We start from the raw sequence: 22,975 nt of genomic DNA, 5'->3' as shown, positions 1-22,975 counted from the left end.
TCAATTCGGGTTGCCGGAGGGGGCCGGCTGGCCTACCTATGGCCCATGAAATTCCTCGACGAAGCAAAGGTCTATATCCGCTCCGGTGACGGCGGGAACGGCTGCGTGGCGTTCCGCCGCGAGAAGTTTATCGAATTCGGTGGCCCCTCCGGCGGCAATGGCGGCCGCGGCGGCAACGTCATCATCGAGGTCGCCGATGGCCTCAACACGCTGATCGACTACCGCTACCAGCAGCACTTCAAGGCCCAGAAGGGTGAGAACGGCTCGGGCTCGGACCGCCACGGCGCCAACGGCAAGAACATCGTGCTCAAGGTGCCGGTCGGCACCCAGATCTTCGACGAGGATCGCGAGACGCTGATCCACGACTTCACCAAGGTCGGCGAGAAGTTCGTGCTGGCCGAGGGCGGCAATGGCGGCTTCGGCAACGCGCATTTCAAGTCGTCGACCAACCGCGCGCCGCGCAACGCCAATCCCGGCCAGCCCGGCGAGGAGCGCTGGATCTGGCTGCGGCTGAAGCTGATCGCCGATGCCGGCCTCGTCGGCCTGCCCAATGCCGGCAAGTCGACCTTCCTCTCCAAGGTCAGCGCGGCGAAGCCGAAGATCGCCGACTATCCCTTCACCACGCTGCATCCGCAGCTCGGCGTCGTGAACGCCGACGGCCGCGAGTTCGTGCTGGCGGATATTCCCGGTCTGATCGAGGGCGCGCATGAAGGCGCGGGCCTCGGCGATCGCTTCCTCGGCCATGTCGAACGCTGCCGGGTGCTGCTGCATCTCGTCGACGCAACCTGCGAGCACGCCGGCAAGGCCTACAAGACCGTGCGCAAGGAGCTCGATGCCTATGGCGGACAGCTCACCGACAAGATCGAGATCGTCGCGTTGAACAAGATCGACGCGGTCGAGCCGGACGAGCTCAAGAAGCAGAAGGACCGTCTGAAGCGCGCCGCCAAGAAGACGCCGCTGCTGCTGTCAGGCGCGACCGGCCAAGGTGTCAAGGAAGCGTTGCGCGCGCTTGCCGAGGTGATCGGCGAGAGTCCGGTCTCCGCAAAGGCGAAGAGCGCGGCTGAGGCGGAGCCGTGGTCGGCCTGAACTCCCACTCCGCCGTCGTCCCCGCGAAAGCGGGGACCCATACCGCGTGATCTATCGGTTGGGGGACGGTTGTCGTACCGAACGACGAGTCTTCGCCAAAGCTCTCCATGTGGTTATGGGTCCCTGCTTTCGCAGGGACGACAGTGGCGTGTATGGCTGGAGGCACGCGCATCACTGGCTTGTCAATGCCAGCGCGATAGCGCAGCATCCAAAATCAAAAAAACAGGGATGACGCATGGCGCGCGCGAAGAACGTTCTCTGGATCATGTGCGACCAGCTTCGCTATGATTATCTCGGCTGCACCGGCCATCCCACGCTGAAGACACCGAACATCGACGCCATGGCGAAGCGCGGCGTGCTGTTCAGCAAGGCCTATGTACAATCGCCGATCTGCGGGCCGTCGCGGATGTCGTTCTACACCGGACGCTACATGCGCTCGCACGGCTCGCACTGGAACGGCTGGCCGCTGCGCGTCGGCGAGCCCACGCTGGGCGATCACCTCAAGAAGATCGGCGTCCGCAACGTGCTGGTCGGCAAGACCCACATGGCGCCCGACCTCGAAGGCATGAAGTCGCTCGGCATCCCGCCGGAATCGATCATCGGCGTGCACGTCGCCGAATGCGGCTTCGAGCCCTATGAGCGCGACGACGGCCTGCATCCGACCGGACGTCCGCGGCCGAAATACGACGAATATCTGCGCCAGCAGGGCTTTGAAGCGACCAACCCCTGGGAGCACTGGGCCAATTCAGGCGCGGCCGACGATGGCTCCTTGCAGAACGGCTGGCTGCTGGTGCATGCCGACAAGGCTGCGCGCCTGCCGGACGAGCATTCCGAGACGCCCTATATGACGCGGCGCGCGATGGATTTCATCAGCGAGGCCGAGACCGACGGCCGGCCGTGGTGCCTGCATCTGTCCTACATCAAGCCGCACTGGCCCTATATCGCGCCGGAGCCCTATGCGAGCATGTATTCGACCGACGACATGATTCCGGCGATCCGTTCGATGCGCGAGCGGCAGAATCCGCATCCGGTGTTCGGCGCCTATATGGACATGCGCTACTCCCGCAACATGGCGCGCGATGAGGCCCGCGAGAAGGTAATCCCGACCTATATGGGCCTGATCACCCAGATCGACGACCAGATGGGCGTGCTGATGAAGTTCCTGGAGGAACGCGACCTCCTGAACACGACCATGATCGTTTTCACGTCCGATCATGGCGACTATCTCGGCGATCACTGGATGGGCGAGAAGGACCTGTTCCACGAGCAGTCGGCGAAGATCCCGCTCATCATCATCGACCCTTCGAAGGAGGCCGACGCCACACGCGGCACGCGCAGCGATGCGCTGGTCGAGGCGATCGATCTCGCGCCGACCTTCGTCGATTATTTCGGCGGCAAGGTGCCGGGCCACATCCTCGAAGGTCGATCCCTGCTGCCGTTGCTGCGCGGGCCTACGCCGGCGGACTGGCGCAAGGTCGCGTTCTCCGAATACGACTACGCGATGCAGGACGTCAGGCTGAAGCTGAACCAGCCGATCGAACGCTGCCGCCTGTTCATGGTGTTCGACGGCCGCTGGAAATACATCCACGCGTCCGGCTTTCGCCCGATGCTGTACGACCTCGAAACCGATCCGGAAGAGTTTTTGGATCGCGGCGACGATCCCGATTGCGCCGTCATCATCGCGCGGCTGCAGGCCGAGCTGTTCGACTGGGCCCTGCATCCGAACGGCCACATCACGACACCGCGTGAGAAGATCGCGGCCTATGCGGACAACCAGCTCCAGGTGAAGGGCGGGATTTTGATCGGGATCTGGGACGAGAACGAGCTCGCGTCCATTAAGGACGGCATCGCACAGCGCGCGAAGATGTGAGCTGCTCCGCGCGTTCGAACGCCGATACGATCGAACACCGTCCACGCCGTCATTGCGAGCGCAACGAAGCAAGCCAGTTCTTTCTCCGGAGAGATTCTGGATTGCTTCGTCGCTCCGCTCCTCGCAATGACGGCAGGAGAGACTCAATTCTCGATCTTGTATCCGGTCGCTTTCACGATCGGCCGCCACAGCGCGATGTTGGCTGCGAGCTCCTTGGTCAGCCCCTCGGGCGTCGAGCCGACCGGAATGAGTCCGATCGCGGTGAGCTTCTCTTTCACGTCGGGCTTTGCCAGCGCCGCACTCGCGGCCGCGCCGAGCCTGCTCGCAAACTCCGGCGGGCTACCGGCGGGAAGCCACATGCCGTACCAGGCATCCGCAACGAGATCGATGCCGCTCTCCTTTAGCGTCGGAACGTCGGGCGCGAAGGGCGAACGTTCGGCACTCGCGACCGCGATGATCTTCACGCCTTTGGCGCGGTGCTGCGGCAGCGCATCGGCCAATGTCACGATGCCGAACGAAATGTGGCCGCCGACGAGGTCGTTGAGGATCGGCGCGCTGCCGCGATAGGGCACGCGGGTCAGGGACATGCCGAGATCCTTCTCGAGCTTGGAGCCCGTGAAATGAGGGATGGTGCCGTTGCTCGGCACGCCAAACGACGCCTTGTCGGGATGCGCCTTCAGCCAGGCGACAAAACTCTTGAAATCCGGGGCGTCGACTCCCGGACCGATCACGACCGCGAATTCGAACCGCGCCAGCAGCGACACCGGCATGAAGTCCTTGGCCGTGTCGAAGCTCGGTGTCGTCTCCACCATCGGCAGCAGGTACATGGTCGGCCCTGTCGTCACCAGCACCATGCTGCCGTCGGAGCTTGCGCCTTTCACCGCCTTGATGCCGATCAGGCCGTCGCCGCCGGTACGGTTCTCGACCACGATGGTCCGTTGCAGCACCGGCGCCATCTCCTGCGCGATCAGGCGGCACAGCGTATCGCCGCCGGCTCCGGCCGCGAAGGGGAAGATGATCTTGCTCAGCCCGGCCTGCGCTTGCGCCCCACCCGCTTGCGCCAGTAGCGGCAGGCCGAGGCATCCGGTCACGAATTTGCGGCGGTCCATACGTTTCCTCTCCAGCCCTGTTCTTGGTTGCCGGCATTAGAACCGGAACGGCGTCCAGGACAAGGCCGACGCTGGCCGTTTACCATCTCGCCCGCCTTGCGCCGGCCATCGTCCTGCTGCAAAAGCAGGCCTCACCGGCGCCGCGCTTTCGCTCCGCCGCTTCCGATGCAGAGCAATTCGTCACACGCGCCAGCACGTAAAACACATGGCCAGCCCCGAACTCAGTCAATTCCGCCGTATCGTCGTCAAGGTCGGCTCCGCGCTGCTGGTTGATTCCGACAAGGGCGAGGTGCGGGCGTCCTGGCTCGCCGCGCTCGCCGACGACATGGCCAAGCTGCACAACGAAGGGCGCGACGTCCTCGTCGTCTCCTCCGGCTCGATCGCACTCGGCCGCAGCCGCCTCAAGCTGCCGCGCGGCCCACTGAAGCTGGAGGAAAGCCAGGCTGCCGCCGCGGTTGGCCAGATCGCGCTGGCGCGGATCTGGTCCGAGGTGCTGGGGGCGCACGGCATCGGCGCCGGCCAGATCCTGGTGACGCTCCAGGATACCGAGGAGCGCCGCCGCTATCTCAATGCCCGCTCCACCATCGGCAAGCTGCTGGAATGGCGCGCGATCCCCGTGATCAACGAGAACGACACGGTGGCCACCAACGAGATCCGCTACGGCGACAATGACCGCCTCGCCGCGCGCGTCGCCACCATGGCGAGCGCCGACCTCCTGGTGCTGCTGTCCGACATCGACGGGCTCTACGACGCGCCGCCGAAGAACAACCCGAACGCCAAGCTCATTCCGGTGGTCGAGAGCATCTCCTCGGAGATCGAGGCGGTGGCGGGAGATGCCGAGTCCGAGCTGTCGCGCGGCGGCATGCGCACCAAGGTCGAGGCGGCCAAGATCGCCACGACGGGCGGCACGCACATGCTGATCGCCTCCGGCAAGATCGAGCACCCGCTGCAGGCGATCGCCAATGGCGGCCGCTGCACCTGGTTCCTGACGCCGGCCAACCCCATCACCTCGCGAAAGCGGTGGATCGCGGGCTCGCTGGAGCCGAAGGGCACGCTGACCATCGATGCCGGCGCCGTCGCCGCCCTTCGTGCGGGCGCGAGCCTGCTGCCGGCCGGCGTGATCCGGGTCGACGGCCAGTTCGCCCGCGGCGACGCCGTGATCGTGCGCGGGCCCGACACCAGCGAGATCGGCCGCGGTCTCGTCGCCTACGACGCCGAGGATGCCGAGCGGATCAAGGGCCGCTCCTCGCCCGATGTGATGATGATCCTCGGCATCAGCGGGCGATCGGAGATGATCCACCGGGACGATCTGGTGGTGGGCGGGTAGGCCCCTGCCGTCATGGCCGGGGTGAGCCAATGCCAACCCACCGGGGAGACCTGCCATACCCTGCCCGCCCTTCGCAAAAGCGGGATTTCCGTGCTAGGACACTGCCTTAGCAGAAGGTTGAAACTCCAATGGCCGCCTCCCTCAAAGCCGTCGACGGCAATGCCGATCGGACTAGCGATCTCTTGGCGCTGATGTCCGATCTCGGGACCCGTGCCCGCGCTGCCGCGCGCGTGCTGGCGCTGGCGCCGCCGGAGCAGAAGAACCGCGCACTGGAGGCCATGGAACGGGCGATCCGCAGCAATGCCGCTGCGATTCTCGCCGCCAATGCCGAGGACGTCGCCGAGGCGCGGGCCTCCGGCAATGCCACCTCGTCCTTCATCGACCGCCTGACGCTGACGCCGGCGCGGGTCGAGGGCATGGCCGAGGGTATCGGTATCGTGCGCGGCATCGCCGATCCCATCGGGGTCGTCACCGAGAGCTGGCAGCGGCCGAACGGCATGACCATCGAGCGCGTGCGCGTGCCGCTCGGCGTCGTCGGCGTGATCTTCGAGAGCCGCCCGAACGTCGCGGCCGATGCCGGCGTGCTGTGCCTGAAGTCGGGCAATGCCGTGATCCTGCGCGGCGGCTCCGACAGCTTTCGATCCTGCCGTGCCATCCATGAGTGCCTGGTGCAGGGCCTCCGCGAAGCGGGCCTGCCTGAAGCTGCGATCACGCTGGTCCCGACGCGCGACCGGGCCGCGGTCGGCATGATGCTCTCAGGCCTGAACGGCGCCATCGACGTGATCGTGCCGCGCGGGGGCAAGAGCCTCGTCGCACGTGTCGAGCAGGAGGCGCGCGTGCCGGTCTTCGCGCATCTCGAAGGCGTCAACCACGTCTATGTCGACGGCAGCGCCGACCTCGCAATGGCGAAGTCGATCGTGCTCAATGCCAAGATGCGGCGCACCGGCGTCTGCGGCGCGGCCGAGACGCTGCTGGTCGATCGCGCCGCTGTTGCATCGAGCCTGAAGCCGCTGGTCGAGATGCTGCTCGATGCCGGCTGCGAGGTGCGCGGCGACGACGCCGTGCAGAAGACCGATGCACGAGTCAAGCCTGCCGGCGAGGACGATTGGGACACCGAATATCTCGACGCCATCATCGCGGCGAAGGTGGTCGACGGTGTCGACGGCGCGATCGCGCACATCCAGAATCACGGGTCGCATCACACCGACGCGATCGTGAGCGCGGATGAGGCTGCCGCGAAGAAATTCCTGAGCGAGGTCGATTCCGCAATCGTGCTGCACAACGCCTCGACGCAGTTCGCCGATGGCGGCGAGTTCGGTTTCGGCGCCGAGATCGGAATTGCCACCGGCCGGTTCCACGCCCGCGGCCCGGTCGGCGCCGAGCAGTTGACGAGCTTCAAATATCGCGTCCACGGCACCGGGCAGACGCGGCCGTAGGTAACGTCGCGAGGCGCGGGCAATTGAGCAACAATTTCGTCGTGCCGCGTTTCGTGGCGCAAGCGATCCCGCCCTCGACACCGGGCATGCGCGTCGGCCTGCTCGGCGGCTCCTTCAATCCGCCGCATCAGGCCCATCGCGCGATCAGTCAATTCGCGCTGAAGCGATTGCAGCTCGATCGCGTCTGGTGGCTGGTCACGCCCGGCAACCCGCTGAAGGAGAACGGCGCGCTGCATGAGCTCGGCGAGCGCATGCAGGCCGCGCGCGACGTCGCCAACGATCCCAGGATCGAGGTGAGCTGTCTCGAATCCGTCATTCGCACGCGCTACACTATCGACACGATCAACACGTTGCGCCGCCGCCTTCGCGGCCTGCGCTTTGTCTGGATCATGGGCGCCGACAACCTCGCTCAATTCCACCGTTGGCAGGACTGGCGGCGCATCGCCGGCCAGGTGCCGATCGCCGTCATCGATCGCCCGCCGCAGAGTTTTCGCGCCCTCGCCTCGCCAGCCGCCAAGGCCCTAGCGCGTTACCGCCTACCCGAGAACAAGGCTGCGCTGCTCGCGGATCGGCCGGCGCCGGCCTGGGTCTTCCTGACCGGATTGAAGCTGAACCTCTCCTCGACGGGCCTGCGGAACCCGGACGGGAGCTGGAAAGGTACGAAGTGAGACGAACTGTGCGGCTGGAGGCTCTCTGGCATATTGAAACCCTTAACCCCACATGATGTAGTGTAGCCAGCGAGCGTCGGATTCGGCGTTCGCGATACAGTGAAAGGAATGGTCCCTGACCACATCTGTATTGTCCAAATCAGCTTCGACCAAGTCAGCTTCGACAAAGTCTGTTTTACCCAAGGTTGCCAAGCCTGCGCGTAAAACATCGACCAAAGCTGCGGCCTTGAAGGCGCAACCCGACGCCGACAAGACGCTGAGCCTGATCCTCTCCCGCCTCGAGGACATGAAGGCGGAAGAGACGGTCACCATCGACCTTCGCGGCAAATCGGCGTACTCCGACTACATGATCGTGACCACCGGCCGGGTGAACCGGCACGTCGGCGCGATCGCGGAAAACGTCACCAAGAGCCTCAAGGAAAACGGCATCAAGAACATCCATGTCGAGGGCTTGCCCAATTGCGACTGGGTGCTGATCGATTCCGGCGATGTGATCGTGCACGTGTTCAGACCCGAGGTCCGCGAGTTCTACAATCTCGAGAGATTGTACACGCAGGGACCAGGGGCGGCGAAGGCGATCTAGGCTCATCGAGCCGATTTCGAATCGGCTGACGCGCATGCTAGCGTCGTGCGCGCGCTTGTTGCGCGCGGTCTTGAAAACGCGACCCTGAAGATATCAGGCCCCGAAGATATCATGCGTGTTGCTGTCATTGCGGTGGGCCGGCTGAAGCAGGGCCCCGAACGGGAGCTTGCCGATCGCTATTTCGAGCGGTTCGACGAGGCCGGCCGCAAGCTTGGATTCCGCGAGCTCAGCATCCACGAAATTCCCGAGAGCCGCGCGCGCGATACCGCGACACGGATGGCCGAAGAGGCCGCGGCGATCTCGGCGCATGTTCCGGAAAGATCCGTCCTGGTGGCGCTGGACGAACGCGGCCAGAATCTCGAGTCCACCGTATTCGCACGGCATCTCGGGCGCTGGCGCGACGAAGGCATCGGACATACTATTTTCGTGATCGGAGGGGCGGACGGACTTTCGCCCGAATTGCGCCGTAAGGCCAAGCTCGCGATCGCGTTCGGCTCTGCGACCTGGCCGCATCAAATGGTCCGCGTCATGCTTCTGGAACAGCTTTATCGGGCCGCCACGATTCTGGCGGGCCACCCCTATCACCGCGCATGATGCGCGCCACAACGAGCACTTTTGCTGAGAAGCGATGCGAGCGCCGATTCTCAACCTACTTCTGATCGCCAACGTCACCGGCGCAAGCCTCGCGCAAGCCCAGACGACAACACCGGCGCCGCAGACCGCAGCCATCTCGCCCGACGCGATCAAGCAGCGTGAGCAGGAGCTGGAAGCCGCGCGCGCCAGGCAGAAGAACGCGGAAGAAGCACAGGCCAAGCTCAAGGCCGAGATCACCGCGCTCGGCCAGGATCGCACCCAGCTCAATCAGCAGCTGATCGAGACCGCCGCCAATGTACGCACTGTGGAGACCAAGATCGACGAGGCAGAAGCGCGCCTGCGCGCGCTGAACGGCCGCGAGCAGCAGATGCGCATCTCGCTCGATTCGCGTCGTGCCGACATCGTCGAGGTCTTGGCGGCCTTGCAGCGTGCCGGCCGGCGCACGCCGCCGGCGCTGCTGGTGCGGCCCGAGGATGCGCTGCAATCACTGCGCACGGCGATGCTGCTCGGCGCCGTCGTGCCGGAATTGCGCGGCCGCGCCGAGAAGATCGCGAGCGAGCTCGGCGAGCTCGTGGCCTTGCGCAAGACGATCGCCGCCGAGCGCGACCAGCTCGCCTCCGACCGCGACAAGGTCAGGAGCGACCAGACCCGGCTCACCGCCCTGGTCGACGAGCGGCAGCGCCAGCAGGCGGCACGCGAGAAGGATTTGGACGCTGAGAATTCGCGCGCCATCGCGCTTTCACGGCAGGTCGGCGATCTCCAGGGGCTGATCGCCAAGATGGAGCAGGACCTGCAAAGCGCGGCCAAGGCGGCCGAGAAGGCGGCCGAGGCTGCAAGGCAGGCCGAGGCCAAGGCGGCCGCCAGCGCCAACGTCAACGCCAAGTCGGGCCCGGGCGCTTTCAAGGACAAGTCCCGCACCACCCCGGCGATCGCCTTCGCCTCGGCCAAGGGCCTTTTGCCTCTCCCTGTTAACGGTAACAAGATCAGGGACTTTGGCGGTTCCGACGGGGTCGGCGGGGTCCAGAAGGGAATTTCGCTGGCCACCAGGCCCGGCTCCCAGGTCACGACGCCGTGTGACGGCTGGGTGGTCTATGCCGGCCCCTTCCGCAGCTATGGACAACTCTTGATCCTCAATGCCGGTGGCGGGTATCATGTCCTGATCGCCGGGATGGAGCGCATTTCGGTCAACATTGGCCAGTTTGTGCTCACGGGGGAGCCGGTCGCGACCATGGGGTCGACCTCTCAAGTCGCCTCCATTCTCGCCACGAACGCGAGTCAACCTGTGCTGTATGTCGAGTTCCGTAAGGACGGCACTCCAATCGATCCAGGCCCATGGTGGGCCGCAAATGAAGGCGAGAAGGTTCGCGGATGATGCGCAAGACTTCAGTAATCCTCCTCAGCGCCGCCACCGGTGCAGCGCTGACGCTGTTCGTGACCCAGCCGCGCGCGGTGTTCATGGGCTCCAGCGCGCGAGCCGCCACCGCGGACACCTATCGCCAGCTCAATCTGTTCGGCGATGTCTTCGAGCGCGTGCGCTCCGACTATGTCGAGAAGCCCGACGACACCAAGCTGATCGAATCCGCCATCAGCGGCATGCTCACCGGCCTCGATCCGCATTCGAGCTACATGGACGCCAAGAGCTTCCGCGACATGCAGGTGCAGACCCGCGGTGAGTTCGGCGGTCTCGGCATCGAGGTCACGATGGAAGACGGCCTGATCAAGGTGGTCTCGCCGATCGACGACACGCCCGCCTCGCGCGCCGGCGTCATGGCCAACGACATCATCACCAACCTCGACGACGAGGCGGTTCAGGGCCTGACGCTGAACCAGGCGGTCGAGAAGATGCGCGGCCCGGTCAACACCAAGATCAAGCTCAAGATCATCCGCAAGGGCCAGGACAATCCGATCGACGTCACGCTCGTGCGCGACAACATCCGTGTCCGCTCGGTGCGCGCGCGCGTCGAGCAGGACGATATCGGCTACATCCGCATCACCACCTTCAACGAGCAGACCACCGAAGGCCTGAAGCGCGAGATCGGTAATCTCACGAACCAGATCGGCGGCGACAAGCTCAAGGGCTTCATCATCGACCTGCGCAACAATCCGGGCGGCCTGCTCGAGGAAGCGGTCACCGTCTCCGACTCATTCCTCGAGAAGGGCGAGATCGTCTCGACCCGCGGCCGCAATGCCGAGGAGACTCAGCGCCGCACCGCGCACGCGGGCGACCTCACCAAGGGCAGGCCGGTCATCGTGCTGGTCAACGGCGGCTCGGCCTCGGCGTCGGAAATCGTCGCCGGCGCGCTGCAGGACCACAAGCGCGCGACCATCGTCGGCACGCGCTCGTTCGGCAAGGGCTCGGTGCAGACCATCATCCCGCTCGGAAGCGGCAACGGCGCGCTGCGGCTGACCACGGCCCGCTACTACACGCCGTCGGGCAAGTCGATCCAGGCCAAGGGCATCGTGCCCGACATCGAGGTGCTGCAGGACGTGCCGGACGAATTGAAGTCGCGCACCGACACCAAGGGCGAGGCCTCGCTGCGCGGCCATCTCAAGAACGACGGCGACGAGAAGACCGGCTCGCAATCCTATGTCCCGCCGGACGCCAAGGACGACAAGGCGCTCAAGCTCGCCGGCGACCTGCTCCACGGCATCAAGAACAGCGCCTCGGCTGCGCCGACGCCGGGCGGCGACAGCAAGGCCACGGCCGACAAGCCCAAGGCGGCGAACTAAGTCCCCGCATTCTGCGATCTGACGAAAAGGGCGGCTCCTGGAGCTGCCCTTTTTGCGTGAAGCTCCCGACCTCCCCGGCCTATCCCGGCCTGCCGCCGCTTGACCTCGGCGTGGTATCGTCGGCTGGAGTGATTCGGGACCTTGCATGACTGAAACGGCCGATGATCTGAGCGCCCCGCTCGGACAGGACAAGCCGCGCCGGAAACGGCGGCTGCGGCTGCCGTTCACGGCCATGCAGCTGCTTGCCGTCCTGCTCGGCCTGTTCCTCGTCACCTTTGCCGGCTTCGCCGTCTTCAACAAGGATCCGATCGGCGGCGAGCCGATGACCCGGCTTGCGATCCGCACGCCCAGTGCCACGGACAAGGCCACCGATGAGAAGCCCGCGGCCGGGCACGGGCAGGACAGCAGGCCCGACACCAAGGAAGCGCCGAAGCAGGCCGTCCCCGGCGAGCAGAAGACCATCACCATGATCGACGGCTCGACCGGCGCCCGCCACGACGTGGTGATCGGCGGCGGCGATACCGCCGACAAGAACGAAGCGGCCTCGGCCCCGCCGTCCGTCATGGCCGGGATCAATCCGAAGCTGCTGGAGAAATCACGCTACGGCATGATCCCGGTGGTCGCTGACGGGCTGAAGCCGTTCAACGTCTATGCGGCGGACGCCGACCGCGCCAAGGCCGCCAAGATGCCCGTGGTGGCGATCGTGATCGGCGGCCTCGGTGTCGGCGCCGCCAAGACAACCGACGCGATCATGAAGCTGCCGCCGGCCGTGACGCTGGCCTTCACGCCCTATGGCGCCGACCCCGGCAAGCTCGCCGAGCGGGCGCGGGCGCAGCGCCACGAAATCTTCCTCCAGATCCCCATGGAGCCCTACGATTTCCCCGACAACGATCCGGGACCGCAGACGCTGCTGACCTCGCTCAGCGCCGATCAGAACATGGACCGTCTCTATTGGCACCTGAGCCGGATGCAGGGTTATGCCGGCCTCACCAATTTCATGGGCGCGCGGTTCATCGCGACTGAGCCGGCGATGCAGCCGATCATCCGCGAGGCGGCCAGGCGCGGTCTCGGCTTCTTCGACGACGGCTCCTCGCCGCGCAGCATCGCGTCCCAGGCCGCGGCCAACCAGGCCATGCCGTTCGGCAAGGGCGATATTGCGATCGACGTGGTGCCGACCCCGACCGAGATCGATCGCGCGCTGAACAAGCTCGAATCGACCGCGCGCGAGCGCGGCATCGCTGTCGGCACGGCGTCCGCCCTGCCCGTCTCGATCGAGCGCATTGGCGCCTGGACCAAGACATTGGGCGACCGGGGAATCCTTCTGGTGCCATTGACAACTGCGATGCTGAAATCAAAATCCAGCTAAATCAACGAATTGGTACGGCACGGCTCCCGCGGGGCCGCATCAAGCCGGACCTGAGGCATGCGAGAGGTCTGGCGGAATGGCGCGTTACGAGGATCTGCCCTACCGGACCTGCGTCGGTGTGATGCTGCTCAATCCAAAGGGACTGGTGTTCATCGGCCGCCGCGCCGGCGGCATCGAGCATGTCGACGACACCCATGTCTGGCAGATGCCGCAAGGCGGCGTCGACCCCGGCGAGGACACCTGGGAAGCCGCGAAGCGCGAGCTCTACGAGGAGACCAGCGTACGCTCGGTCGAGCGGCTCGGCGAAGTCCCGGACTGGCTCACTTACGACATTCCCCGCACGGTTGCGGGACGCGCCTGGAAGGGCCGCTACCGCGGCCAGCGCCAGAAATGGTACGCGGTGCGCTTCACCGGCAAGGACAGCGAGATCAACGTCGAAAAGCCCGGCGGTGGCAGCCACAAGGCCGAATTCGTGAGCTGGCGCTGGGAGCCGATGCAGAATCTCACCGGGCTGATCATTCCATTCAAGCGCCCGGTCTATGAGCGCGTGGTGAAGGAATTTTCCGCGCTGGCGGAGGAATGATCCACTGTCGCTCCGGGGCGATACGAAGTATCGAACCCCCGGTGCGCAATTGCGCACCTGAGAGCCTCGAGATTCCGGGTTCGATGCTTCGCATCGTCCCGGAATGACGACAAGGGATCCGCGCGTGACCAATGAAAAGCCCTACCGGCCCAACGTGGGCATCGCGCTGTTCAATGCCGACGGCCGTGTGCTGATCGGCCACCGCTTCAAGGGCGACGGCCCAGAGATCATCTTGCCGGGGCTCGACTGGCAGATGCCGCAGGGCGGCGTCGACGAGGGCGAGGATCTGCGCGATGCGGCGATGCGCGAACTCTGGGAGGAGACCAATGTCGTCAGCGCCGACTATCTCGGCGAGACCGACTGGTTGGCCTACGAGTTCCCGCCTTACGACGGGCCGGAGACGCACCGGCTGGCGAGATTCCGAGGCCAGCGGCAAAAATGGTTCGCGCTGCGCTTCACCGGCCGCGACGAGGAGATCGATCCGCTGACGCCGCGCAACGGCCAGCCCGCGGAGTTCGACGCCTGGCGCTGGGAGCGCCTCGACCGCGTCGTCGACCTCGTGGTGCCGTTTCGCCGGGACGTCTATCGCGCGGTGGCGCAGCAGTTCGCTGGCTTCGCAAGCTGAGAAACTGCGAAAACAACCCCATGCACAGTAGCGAAGTGTTTGACACTTCGAGATAAAATGCGCGGCAGCTTCATCGATCGCGCAACAAAGTTTCAGCGCCCGCCACTTTCGTGACGAGCGCTGAACCTGTTCAGGAATCTGGAGCTTGAGCCCCGGAGCGGTGCCCCGGGGCTTAGTGCATAGCCGTGGAGCTGAGCTGCTGCTGGATGCTCTTGAAGTGGTCGAGCCGCTCGATGGCGTGATCGAGCTCGCCGCCTTCATGCTCCTTCAGGCCTTCTTCCATCTCGGCGATGGTCTCGGCGAATTGCGCACGGTCGAGCTCGGCCAGCGACGTCGCGACGTCGGCCAGCACGGTCAGGCCCTTGTCGGAGACTTCGGCGAGACCGCCGAGCACGATGATCTTCTCGTGCTTGCCAGCGGTGGTGATGGTGAGAATGCCGGGCCGGATCGCGGCCACGACCGGCGCATGTCCGGCCAGCACGCCGAAATCACCCTCGACCCCGGGGATGTCGACCTGATCGACCTCGCCCGAGAAGGCGAGCTTTTCCGGAGAGACGAGATCGAAGTGAAAGGTGGCCATGGTTGTTTCCGTTCTCTTCACTTGTCACCCGCGGGTTTGACCCGCGGGTCCATCCATCAAGACCTTCTTTCGATGGATCGCAGGATCAAGTCCGGCGATGACGAGATGACAAAGCTTAGGCCGCTTCCGCCGCCAGCTTCTTGCCCTTCTCGACCGCTTCTTCGATGGTGCCGACCATGTAGAAGGCGGCTTCGGGCAGGTGATCGTACTTGCCTTCGACCAGGCCCTTGAAGCCCTTGATGGTGTCGGCGAGGTCGACGAACTTGCCCGGCGAGCCCGTGAAGATTTCGGCGACGTGGAACGGCTGCGACATGAAGCGCTCGACCTTGCGGGCGCGGGCCACGGTCAGCTTGTCCTCTTCCGAAAGCTCGTCCATGCCGAGAATGGCGATGATGTCCTGAAGCGCCTTGTAGCGCTGCAGCACCTGCTGGACCTGACGGGCGACCGCGTAGTGCTCCTCGCCGACGACCAGCGGGGAGAGCATGCGCGAGGTCGAATCGAGCGGGTCCACCGCCGGATAGATGCCCTTTTCGGCGATCGAGCGCGACAGCGTCGTGGTCGCGTCAAGATGCGCGAACGAGGTCGCCGGCGCCGGGTCGGTCAAGTCGTCGGCCGGGACGTAGATGGCCTGCACCGAGGTGATCGAGCCCTTCTGCGTGGTGGTGATGCGCTCCTGCAGCGCGCCCATGTCGGTGGCGAGCGTCGGCTGATAGCCCACCGCCGAAGGAATGCGGCCGAGAAGCGCCGACACTTCCGAGCCGGCCTGGGTGAAGCGGAAGATGTTGTCGACGAAGAACAGCACGTCCTGGCCCTTGTCGCGGAAGTCTTCCGCGATGGTCAGACCGGTGAGCGCGACGCGGGCGCGGGCGCCCGGGGGCTCGTTCATCTGGCCGAACACCAGCGCGCATTTCGACTTCACGCTCGGATCCGGGTTCTTCGGATCGGCGTTGACCTTGGACTCGATGAACTCGTGATAGAGGTCGTTGCCCTCGCGGGTGCGCTCGCCGACGCCGGCGAACACCGAGTAACCGCCGTGCGCCTTGGCGACGTTGTTGATCAGCTCCTGAATCAGCACGGTCTTGCCGACGCCGGCGCCGCCGAACAGGCCGATCTTGCCGCCCTTGGCGTACGGAGCGAGCAGGTCGACGACCTTGATGCCGGTGACGAGGATTTCAGCTTCGGTCGACTGGTCGGTGTAGGTCGGCGCCTCCTGGTGGATGGGGCGCAGGCCTTCCGACTTGACGGGACCGGCCTCGTCGATCGGTTCGCCGATGACGTTGATGATACGGCCGAGCGTGCCTTCGCCGACGGGAACGCGGATCGGCGCGCCGGTGTCGGTCACTTCCTGGCCGCGGACCAGACCTTCGGTGGTGTCCATCGCGATCGTGCGCACGGTGGATTCGCCGAGATGCTGGGCGACTTCGAGCACCAGGCGGTTGCCGCCGTTCTTGGTCTCGAGCGAATTGAGAATGGCCGGGAGGTGGCCTTCGAACTGCACGTCGACGACGGCGCCGATGACCTGGGTGACGCGACCGACCTGGGCTGCCATTGAATGTCTCCTTCGATCCGAACTTCTAGACCACGGTCAGTGACCGGGATGTTTGCGTATAGTGGGTGCCGGGGCGTCTTTAGACGGCCTCGGCGCCCGAGATGATTTCGATCAGTTCCTTGGTGATCTGCGCCTGACGCGTGCGGTTATAGACCAGCGTCTGCTTGCGGATCATTTCGCCGGCGTTGCGCGTCGCGTTGTCCATCGCGCTCATCTGCGCGCCGTAGAACGAGGCGTTGTTCTCGAGCAGCGCGCGGAAGATCTGGACCGCGAGGTTGCGCGGCAAAAGACGGGTGAGAATCTCGTCCTCTTCCGGCTCGTATTCGTAGGACGTCGTGTTGGCGGCACCGCCTTCCTCGACCACCAGCGGAATGATCTGCTGGGCGGTCGGGATCTGCGCGATCACCGACTTGAAGCGCGAATAGAACAGCGTGCAGACGTCGAACTCGCCGTTTTCGAAGCGCGCCAGGACCTTCCTGGCGATCTCCTCGGCATTGACGAAGCCGAGCTGGCGGACGCTGCGCAGGTCCATGTGCTCGACGATCTGCTTGTCGAACTGGCGGCGGAGTTGCTCGTAGCCCTTGCGGCCGACGCAGAAGAACTTCACGTCCTTGCCCTGCGCCATCAGCGCCAGGGCGCGCTCGCGGGCGAGACGCACGATCGAGGAGTTGAAGGCGCCGGACAGGCCACGCTCGCCGGTGCAGACCAGCAGCAGGTGGACCTGGTCCCTGCCGGTGCCGGCCAGCAGCACCGGCGCGCCGGGCGAACCCGCCGCGGCGCCGGCAATGTTCGAGATCACCGCGCTCATCTTGTCGGCATAGGGACGCGCCGCTTCCGCGGCAGTCTGCGCCCGGCGCAGCTTGGAGGCTGCGACCATCTGCATGGCCTTGGTGATCTTTTGCGTCGCCTTGGTGGAGGCGATGCGGACGCGCATGTCTTTAAGTGACGCCATTCTTCGTCCCCGACGGTTCGATCCCCCCGGATCAAGCCGCTAGCCTATCTCTGTCGTCATGCCCGGGCTCGTCCCGAGCATCCACGTCTTCGTCTCCACGCAAAGCACGTGGAAGGCCGGGCGGAGGCCCGGCCACGACGGTTCTTCAATTACGCGAAGCTCTTCGCAAAACCTTCGACCACCGACTTCAGCTTGGCAGCCACGTCGTCGGAGAGGTCGCGGGAGTCGCGGATCGCGTTGAGGATCTCGACGTTCTTGCCGCGCAGCAGCGAGAGCAGGCCGTCCTCGAACGCGCGCACCTTGTTGAGCGGGAGCGGATCGAGATAGCCGTTGGTGCCGGCCCAGATCACGCAGACCTGCTCTTCCATCTTCAGCGGCGCGAACTGCGGCTGCTTCAACAGCTCGGTCAGGCGCGAGCCGCGGTTGAGCAGGCGCTGGGTCGAGGCGTCGAGGTCGGAGCCGAATTGCGCGAACGCCGCCATTTCGCGGTACTGCGCGAGCTCGCCCTTGATCTTGCCGGCGACCTTCTTGGTGGCCTTGGTCTGCGCCGACGAGCCGACGCGCGACACCGACAGACCAACGTTCACGGCAGGGCGGATGCCCTGGAAGAACAGGTCGGTTTCCAGGAAGATCTGGCCGTCGGTGATCGAGATGACGTTGGTCGGGATGTAGGCCGACACGTCGTTGGCCTGGGTTTCGATGACCGGCAGCGCCGTCAGCGAGCCCGAGCCCTGGTCCTTGTTCAGCTTCGCCGCGCGCTCGAGCAGGCGGGAGTGCAGATAGAACACGTCGCCCGGATAAGCTTCGCGGCCCGGCGGGCGGCGCAGCAGCAGCGACATCTGGCGGTAGGCGACGGCCTGCTTGGACAAGTCGTCGTAGATGATGACCGCGTGCATGCCGTTGTCGCGGAAGTACTCGCCCATGGTGCAGCCGGTGAACGGCGCGATGTACTGCATCGGCGCCGGATCCGACGCGGTGGCGGCGACGACGATCGAATATTCGAGCGCGCCCTGCTCCTCCAGCACCTTCACGAACTGGGCAACGGTCGAACGCTTCTGGCCGACCGCGACGTAGACGCAGTACAGCTTGATGTTCTCGTCGGGCTGTGCGTTGAGCGGCTTCTGATTCAGGATCGTGTCGAGCGCGATCGCGGTCTTGCCGGTCTGGCGGTCGCCGATGATCAGCTCGCGCTGGCCGCGGCCGATCGGGATCAGAGCGTCGATCGCCTTGAGGCCGGTCGCCATCGGCTCGCTCACCGACTTGCGCGGAATGATGCCGGGCGCCTTGACGTCGACGCGCATGCGCTTCTCGGCCTGGATCGGACCCTTGCCGTCGATCGGGTTGCCGAGCGCGTCGACGACGCGACCGAGCAGGCCCTTGCCGACCGGCGCGTCCACGATGGCGCGGGTGCGCTTGACGGTCTGGCCTTCCTTGATCTCGCGGTCGGCACCGAAAATAACGACACCGACGTTGTCGGTCTCGAGGTTCAGCGCCATGCCGCGGGTGCCGTTCTCGAACTCGACCATTTCACCGGCCTGGACGTTGTCCAGACCGTAGACGCGGGCGATACCGTCGCCGACGGACAGCACCTGTCCGACTTCGGAGACTTCAGCTTCCTGGCCGAAATTCTTGATCTGGTCCTTGAGGATCGCGGAAATTTCCGCGGCGCGGATGTCCATCAGCCTGCCTCTTTCATCGCGTGCTTGATCGAATTGAGTTTGGTGCGAAGCGAACCATCCACCATGCGGCTGCCCAGCTTGACGACGAGGCCACCGATGATCGAGGGATCGACTTTCACGTTCAGCGCGACGTCCTTGCCGGTCACCGACTTCAGGGCAACCTTGAGGGCATCGAGATTCTTGTCCGAGAGCGCTTCCGCCACGGTGACATCGGCCGTGGCCTCGCCCTTGAACTTGGCCACGAGGGCGCGATAGGCGCGGATGACGTCGGCCACCGCGAACAGGCGGCGGTTGGCGGTCAGCACTTTGAGGAAATTGGCGGAGATGCCGGCGATGCCGGCCTGGGCCAGCACGGCCGAAAGGGCCCGGGACTGGGCGTCGGCCGCGAACACCGGACTGCGGACGAGGCGCTTGAGATCGGCGCTCTCGTTCAGCAAGGCCTCGAATTTGTCGAGATCGGCTTTGACCTCGTCGACCACTTTCTGGTCGCGGGCCAGTTCAAACAAGGCCGTTGCATAACGGCCGGACACACCTGAAACGGACGTATCTTCTGCAGCCACAGACGCGCTCTTTTTGCTGTCAAACTCGCAAGGGAAAAACCGTCGCCACGAAGCGGCGCCTAGCGATCCAAGCCCTTGGAATTCAAGCGGGACTTCGATTTTCGACCAGCACGGGAGGTGCCGGGCTCGTTAAAATCGCGGCTTTGCTAACATAGCAGGCGCGCAGGTGCAACATGACGCCAAATTAAAGGCACGAGGTTCTGTCGCCAGTTCGTCGCAGCGGTCCGACGCCTCGAGGGCTCGGTGATGCGTTCGGACCGAGGACCTCCCGCACCACGGAATTGCCGCGAAGCCTTGCCGTCGTCTGCCCCGCCATTGGTTCCCGTCAAAAGCGCATAGCGGCCATGAACACAGATCGCTGAGTCGTGATTTCGGGCTCGCGAGTTCCACTCGTCGAATACTTACCCAATTCTAAACAACCGAGGCGATGACTTCGTTTTACAGTATTAGCAAGTAAACATGAGGTTAACAAATCGTTAAAGCCGAAGATTACGGATCTTCTGTCGAATATCGTGCGACGGTAACAAGATGTTTCGAGATGACACATAGCGGATTTACTGCCCAATTCACGCCTCATTGAGAAACGAAACGCCAAACCGCTCACAAACTGATGGGGGCTCCACTAGCCACATATGTGGCAATACTAGCTTAGGGACCACTAAATGCTGTCTTTGAAGACGCTGGGCTCTCTGACCCGGCCGCGTACGACGATCGCTTTCGTCGCCGCAACAATCCTTATCGGTGGAACTGCCACCGAAGCTTCCGCCAAATCCCGGCATCACCGGCACCATCATCATCACCGCCACCACGCCCAGACCGCCAACGCGACGTCCGATTGGCGCAACGCCAATGCGTCGATGACGCCGACTTCCGGCACGGGCCACAGCTTCTCCGGCATGGCTTCCTTTTACGGCAACGAGTCCGGCAGCCGGACCGCGTCGGGCCAGCGCTTCAACCAGAACGCCATGACCGCGGCGCACCGTTCGCTGCCGTTCGGCACCAAGCTGCGCGTCACCCACCGCGGCCAGAGCGTGGTCGTCACCATCAACGACCGCGGTCCGTTCATTCGCGGCCGTGTCCTCGACCTCTCCACTGGCGCTGCCCGCGCCATCGGCCTCACCGGTGCCGGCGTCGGCCGCGTCACCGCGGAAGTCGTTTCCTAAAGGGGCGCTTCAGCGCCTCTCCTCACACGCGCAGTTTTCATCAGTTTGCAGCGCGCGTGAGACAAGCCCGCGGTCTTGGGGGACCGCGGGCTTTTTTGTCGGCCATCGTCATCCCGGGGCGCGCGCAGCGCGAACCCGGAATCCGTTCATCCACCAACGCCGCCGCCCGATGGATTCCGGGTTCGATGCTGCGCATCGCCCCGGAATGACGGCGCAAATCTTACAAAAAGCTCTGGGGATCGACGTCCACTTCGAGCTTGAGATTGCCTGATGGCTTCGGGCAGACCGCGAGCCAGTTGCGCAGGTAATCCGACAGATCGAAACCGCGCGCCGACTTCACCAGGATGCGGAAGCGGTAGCGGCCCTTGATGACGGCGAGCGGCGCTTCCGCCGGGCCGAGCACCACCACGCGCTCGTCGCGCGGCGCGAGCGCAACGAGCTTGCGGCCGAAACCTTCCGCGCTCGGGCGGTCGCCGGCCGAGATGATCAGGCTCGCGAGCCGGCCGAACGGCGGATAGAGCGTCCTCTCGCGCAGCTCGATCTCGCTGTCGTAGAAGGCCTCGCGGTCGCAGGCGATCAGCGCCTTCATCACGGGATGATCGGGCTGGTGGGTCTGGAGGTAGCCGACGCCGCGGCCCTGCTCGCGCCCGGCGCGGCCGATCACCTGGTTGAGCAATTGCCAGGTTCGTTCCGCGGCGCGCGGATCGCCATTCGAGAGGCCAAGGTCCGCATCCACCACGCCGACCAGGTTGAGCCGCGGAAAATTGTGACCTTTAGCCACGAGCTGGGTGCCGATGATGATGTCGACGCGGCCCTCCGCAATCTCGGCGAGCTCTGTGCGCATCGTCTCGATCGAGGTGATGAGATCGCTGGACAGCACCATGGTGCGCGCTTCCGGGAACAGCGCGGCCGCCTCCTCCTGCAGGCGCTCGACGCCGGGCCCTACCGCGACCAGCGATTCCTCGGCCGAACAGTTCGGGCAGACATGCGGCCGCGGCATCGAGAAACCGCAATGGTGACAGACGAGGCGCTGGCGAAAGCGGTGATCGACCAGCCACGCATCGCAGATGGTGCAGGCGAAGCGATGGCCGCAGGCGCGGCACAAGGTCAGCGGCGCGTAGCCGCGGCGGTTGAGGAACAGCAGCGCCTGCTCGCGCCGCTCGATCGCGATTCTCATCTCGCCGGCAAGCCGCGGCGAGATGAAGCGGCCGCGCGCGGGCGGCTCGCGGCGCAGGTCGATCGCCTCGATATGCGGCATGTGCTGGCCGCCGAAGCGCGAGGGCAGCGCGATGCGCTGATAGCGGTTCTTGCGCGCATTGACTTCGGATTCGACCGACGGCGTCGCGGAGGCCAGCACGACCGGAATCTTGGCGATATGCGCGCGCACCACCGCCATGTCGCGGGCGTGGTAATGCACGCCCTCGTCCTGCTTGTAGGCCTGGTCGTGCTCTTCATCGACGACGATGAGGCCGAGATTGGCATAAGGAAGAAACAGCGCCGAGCGCGCGCCGACCACGACCGGCGCCGAACCTTCGGAGATCGCCGCCCAATTGCGCGCGCGGGTCCGCGGCGTCAGCTCGGAATGCCATTCGATCGGCCGCACGCCGAAACGCTGTGCGAAGCGATCGAGGAACTGGCCGGTCAGCGCGATCTCCGGCATCAGAATCAGCGACTGCTTTCCGCGACGGATCGCCTCGGCCACGGCTTCGAAATAGACCTCGGTCTTGCCCGAGCCGGTGACACCGTCGAGCAGCGCGACATGGAAAGTGCCGTTGGCCGCGAGCGCGCGCATGGTGTCGACGGCGGCGCGCTGGAGCGGCGTGAAATCCGGCCGGCCGAAATCCGGATCGGGCGCGGGCGGCGGCGGGGGCGGCGGCATCGGCTCGACCGTGAGCGTGCCTTCGTCGACGAGGCCGTCGATCACGCCTGCGGAGACGCCGGCTTCCTTGGCCGCCTCGGACTTGCCGTGCAGCAGCCGGTCGGACAGCACCGCGATCACACGCTGCCGCGCCGGCGTCAGGCGCTTCGGCGGATCGCCGACCAGGCGCACGCCGGCGCGCCCCCGCTCCGGGCCGAGATTCTCGCCCATCCGCAGGCACATGCGCAGCACCATGCCGCGCGGGCTCAGCGTGTAATTGGCGACCCAGTCGACCACCTGGCGCAGCTCGGGCTTCAGCGGTGGGATGTCGAGCTTCTCGCTGACTTCCTTGAGACGGTTATGCAGGCGCGGATCGGGATTGGCATTCTCGCCCCACACCACGGCGAGCACCTCGCGCGGGCCGAGCGGCACGCCGACGAGATCGCCCGCCTTCAGCTCCATTCCGCGCGGCACCTTGTAGGAATAGGTCTGGTCGAGCGCGACCGGCACCAGCACGTCGACCATGCGGGTCGCGTTGGCGGGGGCGGTCGGGCTGCGCGAAGAATGATCCATGAGGGGAGAATCGGAACCGGGGTCCTCGAGGCTAGCGCCACGGGGCGGCCTTAGCGAACGATAAACGAGTGTGATGCGATATAC

At 65.2% G+C, this 22,975-nt stretch carries 20 protein-coding genes; 13 read left to right on the top strand and 7 right to left on the bottom strand.

From position 1 onward, the window contains the following. The first annotated feature begins 45 nt into the window (after positions 1 to 45). The gene (gene obgE, locus ABIG06_RS13475) at positions 46 to 1,086 is read left to right on the top strand and encodes a GTPase ObgE (protein WP_194390835.1); all 1,041 of its coding nucleotides are present in this window, start codon (positions 46 to 48) and stop codon (positions 1,084 to 1,086) included. 235 nt (positions 1,087 to 1,321) lie between these two features. Beyond that, the gene (locus ABIG06_RS13470) at positions 1,322 to 2,956 is read left to right on the top strand and encodes an alkaline phosphatase family protein (RefSeq protein ID WP_370137030.1); all 1,635 of its coding nucleotides are present in this window, start codon (positions 1,322 to 1,324) and stop codon (positions 2,954 to 2,956) included. A 143-nt stretch (positions 2,957 to 3,099) separates the two neighbouring features. On the opposite strand, the gene ABIG06_RS13465 is transcribed toward ABIG06_RS13470, so the two are convergent. Beyond that, a complete protein-coding gene (locus ABIG06_RS13465; RefSeq protein ID WP_370137028.1) occupies positions 3,100 to 4,065 on the bottom strand; it encodes a Bug family tripartite tricarboxylate transporter substrate binding protein in 966 nt (321 codons plus the stop codon). 205 nt (positions 4,066 to 4,270) lie between these two features. On the opposite strand from ABIG06_RS13465, the gene proB reads away from it, so the two are divergent. From proB to ABIG06_RS13415, 10 genes are all read left to right on the top strand, one after another. After that, entirely contained in the window at positions 4,271 to 5,392 is a 1,122-nt protein-coding gene (gene proB, locus ABIG06_RS13460; RefSeq protein ID WP_124163561.1) for a glutamate 5-kinase, read from the top strand. A gap of 128 nt (positions 5,393 to 5,520) precedes the next feature. Further along, the gene (locus ABIG06_RS13455) at positions 5,521 to 6,828 is read left to right on the top strand and encodes a glutamate-5-semialdehyde dehydrogenase (RefSeq protein ID WP_370137026.1); all 1,308 of its coding nucleotides are present in this window, start codon (positions 5,521 to 5,523) and stop codon (positions 6,826 to 6,828) included. 23 nt (positions 6,829 to 6,851) lie between these two features. Next, the gene (locus ABIG06_RS13450) at positions 6,852 to 7,496 is read left to right on the top strand and encodes a nicotinate-nucleotide adenylyltransferase (protein ID WP_199752353.1); all 645 of its coding nucleotides are present in this window, start codon (positions 6,852 to 6,854) and stop codon (positions 7,494 to 7,496) included. 226 nt (positions 7,497 to 7,722) lie between these two features. Beyond that, positions 7,723 to 8,079: a ribosome silencing factor gene (gene rsfS, locus ABIG06_RS13445; protein WP_024338888.1), complete on the top strand. Its 357-nt coding sequence runs from the start codon at positions 7,723 to 7,725 to the stop codon at positions 8,077 to 8,079. Between the two features lie 111 nt (positions 8,080 to 8,190). Continuing rightward, complete coding sequence (gene rlmH / locus ABIG06_RS13440; RefSeq protein ID WP_370137025.1) at positions 8,191 to 8,673, top strand: 23S rRNA (pseudouridine(1915)-N(3))-methyltransferase RlmH; 483 nt, start codon at positions 8,191 to 8,193, stop codon at positions 8,671 to 8,673. A 34-nt stretch (positions 8,674 to 8,707) separates the two neighbouring features. Beyond that, positions 8,708 to 10,045 carry a murein hydrolase activator EnvC family protein gene (locus tag ABIG06_RS13435; protein WP_370137024.1) on the top strand — a complete coding sequence of 446 codons (1,338 nt, stop codon included), beginning with the start codon at positions 8,708 to 8,710 and terminating at the stop codon, positions 10,043 to 10,045. Next, positions 10,042 to 11,403 carry a S41 family peptidase gene (locus ABIG06_RS13430; RefSeq protein ID WP_370137022.1) on the top strand — a complete coding sequence of 454 codons (1,362 nt, stop codon included), beginning with the start codon at positions 10,042 to 10,044 and terminating at the stop codon, positions 11,401 to 11,403. The genes ABIG06_RS13435 and ABIG06_RS13430 overlap by 4 nt, the downstream gene beginning before the upstream one ends. A gap of 145 nt (positions 11,404 to 11,548) precedes the next feature. Next, positions 11,549 to 12,769, top strand: coding sequence for a divergent polysaccharide deacetylase family protein (locus tag ABIG06_RS13425; protein ID WP_370137021.1), 1,221 nt, complete (start codon positions 11,549 to 11,551; stop codon positions 12,767 to 12,769). Positions 12,770 to 12,845: 76 nt separating this feature from the next. Further along, entirely contained in the window at positions 12,846 to 13,352 is a 507-nt protein-coding gene (locus ABIG06_RS13420; RefSeq protein ID WP_124163555.1) for an RNA pyrophosphohydrolase, read from the top strand. Between the two features lie 124 nt (positions 13,353 to 13,476). Continuing rightward, complete coding sequence (locus ABIG06_RS13415; RefSeq protein ID WP_124163554.1) at positions 13,477 to 13,977, top strand: RNA pyrophosphohydrolase; 501 nt, start codon at positions 13,477 to 13,479, stop codon at positions 13,975 to 13,977. 172 nt (positions 13,978 to 14,149) lie between these two features. On the opposite strand, the gene ABIG06_RS13410 is transcribed toward ABIG06_RS13415, so the two are convergent. From ABIG06_RS13410 to ABIG06_RS13390, 5 genes are all read right to left on the bottom strand, one after another. Continuing rightward, entirely contained in the window at positions 14,150 to 14,557 is a 408-nt protein-coding gene (locus ABIG06_RS13410; RefSeq protein ID WP_124163553.1) for a F0F1 ATP synthase subunit epsilon, read from the bottom strand. A gap of 115 nt (positions 14,558 to 14,672) precedes the next feature. Then, positions 14,673 to 16,106, bottom strand: a complete 1,434-nt coding sequence (gene atpD, locus ABIG06_RS13405) for a F0F1 ATP synthase subunit beta (RefSeq protein WP_124163552.1) — start codon at positions 16,104 to 16,106, stop codon at positions 14,673 to 14,675. A 79-nt stretch (positions 16,107 to 16,185) separates the two neighbouring features. Next, on the bottom strand, positions 16,186 to 17,058 hold the full coding sequence (locus ABIG06_RS13400) for a F0F1 ATP synthase subunit gamma (RefSeq protein ID WP_370137018.1): 873 nt from the start codon (positions 17,056 to 17,058) through the stop codon (positions 16,186 to 16,188). A gap of 149 nt (positions 17,059 to 17,207) precedes the next feature. Beyond that, entirely contained in the window at positions 17,208 to 18,737 is a 1,530-nt protein-coding gene (gene atpA / locus ABIG06_RS13395; RefSeq protein WP_124163550.1) for a F0F1 ATP synthase subunit alpha, read from the bottom strand. Then, positions 18,737 to 19,297, bottom strand: coding sequence for a F0F1 ATP synthase subunit delta (locus tag ABIG06_RS13390; protein ID WP_124163549.1), 561 nt, complete (start codon positions 19,295 to 19,297; stop codon positions 18,737 to 18,739). The genes atpA and ABIG06_RS13390 overlap by 1 nt, the downstream gene beginning before the upstream one ends. A 662-nt stretch (positions 19,298 to 19,959) precedes the next feature. On the opposite strand from ABIG06_RS13390, the gene ABIG06_RS13385 reads away from it, so the two are divergent. Further along, positions 19,960 to 20,460: a septal ring lytic transglycosylase RlpA family protein gene (locus tag ABIG06_RS13385; RefSeq protein WP_370137015.1), complete on the top strand. Its 501-nt coding sequence runs from the start codon at positions 19,960 to 19,962 to the stop codon at positions 20,458 to 20,460. Between the two features lie 220 nt (positions 20,461 to 20,680). On the opposite strand, the gene ABIG06_RS13380 is transcribed toward ABIG06_RS13385, so the two are convergent. Then, positions 20,681 to 22,891 carry a primosomal protein N' gene (locus ABIG06_RS13380; protein WP_370137014.1) on the bottom strand — a complete coding sequence of 737 codons (2,211 nt, stop codon included), beginning with the start codon at positions 22,889 to 22,891 and terminating at the stop codon, positions 20,681 to 20,683. Positions 22,892 to 22,975 lie beyond the last annotated feature (84 nt).

It is taken from the genome of Bradyrhizobium sp. USDA 326, from assembly GCF_049739485.1.
Classification (GTDB): domain Bacteria; phylum Pseudomonadota; class Alphaproteobacteria; order Rhizobiales; family Xanthobacteraceae; genus Bradyrhizobium.
Note: the sequence above shows the minus strand (reverse complement) of the source record. Positions and strands in the feature narration are given on the sequence as shown.

Excerpts from the sequence above, each read along its gene's own strand:
- obgE (WP_194390835.1), top strand. The coding sequence starts at position 46 with ATGAAATTCCTCGACGAAGCAAAGGTCTATATCCGCTCCGGTGACGGC.
- ABIG06_RS13470 (WP_370137030.1), top strand. The coding sequence starts at position 1,322 with ATGGCGCGCGCGAAGAACGTTCTCTGGATCATGTGCGACCAGCTTCGC.
- ABIG06_RS13465 (WP_370137028.1), bottom strand. The coding sequence starts at position 4,065 with ATGGACCGCCGCAAATTCGTGACCGGATGCCTCGGCCTGCCGCTACTG.
- proB (WP_124163561.1), top strand. The coding sequence starts at position 4,271 with ATGGCCAGCCCCGAACTCAGTCAATTCCGCCGTATCGTCGTCAAGGTC.
- ABIG06_RS13455 (WP_370137026.1), top strand. The coding sequence starts at position 5,521 with ATGGCCGCCTCCCTCAAAGCCGTCGACGGCAATGCCGATCGGACTAGC.
- rlmH (WP_370137025.1), top strand. The coding sequence starts at position 8,191 with ATGCGTGTTGCTGTCATTGCGGTGGGCCGGCTGAAGCAGGGCCCCGAA.
- ABIG06_RS13435 (WP_370137024.1), top strand. The coding sequence starts at position 8,708 with ATGCGAGCGCCGATTCTCAACCTACTTCTGATCGCCAACGTCACCGGC.
- ABIG06_RS13430 (WP_370137022.1), top strand. The coding sequence starts at position 10,042 with ATGATGCGCAAGACTTCAGTAATCCTCCTCAGCGCCGCCACCGGTGCA.
- ABIG06_RS13425 (WP_370137021.1), top strand. The coding sequence starts at position 11,549 with ATGACTGAAACGGCCGATGATCTGAGCGCCCCGCTCGGACAGGACAAG.
- ABIG06_RS13420 (WP_124163555.1), top strand. The coding sequence starts at position 12,846 with ATGGCGCGTTACGAGGATCTGCCCTACCGGACCTGCGTCGGTGTGATG.
- ABIG06_RS13410 (WP_124163553.1), bottom strand. The coding sequence starts at position 14,557 with ATGGCCACCTTTCACTTCGATCTCGTCTCTCCGGAAAAGCTCGCCTTC.
- atpD (WP_124163552.1), bottom strand. The coding sequence starts at position 16,106 with ATGGCAGCCCAGGTCGGTCGCGTCACCCAGGTCATCGGCGCCGTCGTC.
- ABIG06_RS13400 (WP_370137018.1), bottom strand. The coding sequence starts at position 17,058 with ATGGCGTCACTTAAAGACATGCGCGTCCGCATCGCCTCCACCAAGGCG.
- atpA (WP_124163550.1), bottom strand. The coding sequence starts at position 18,737 with ATGGACATCCGCGCCGCGGAAATTTCCGCGATCCTCAAGGACCAGATC.
- ABIG06_RS13385 (WP_370137015.1), top strand. The coding sequence starts at position 19,960 with ATGCTGTCTTTGAAGACGCTGGGCTCTCTGACCCGGCCGCGTACGACG.
- ABIG06_RS13380 (WP_370137014.1), bottom strand. The coding sequence starts at position 22,891 with ATGGATCATTCTTCGCGCAGCCCGACCGCCCCCGCCAACGCGACCCGC.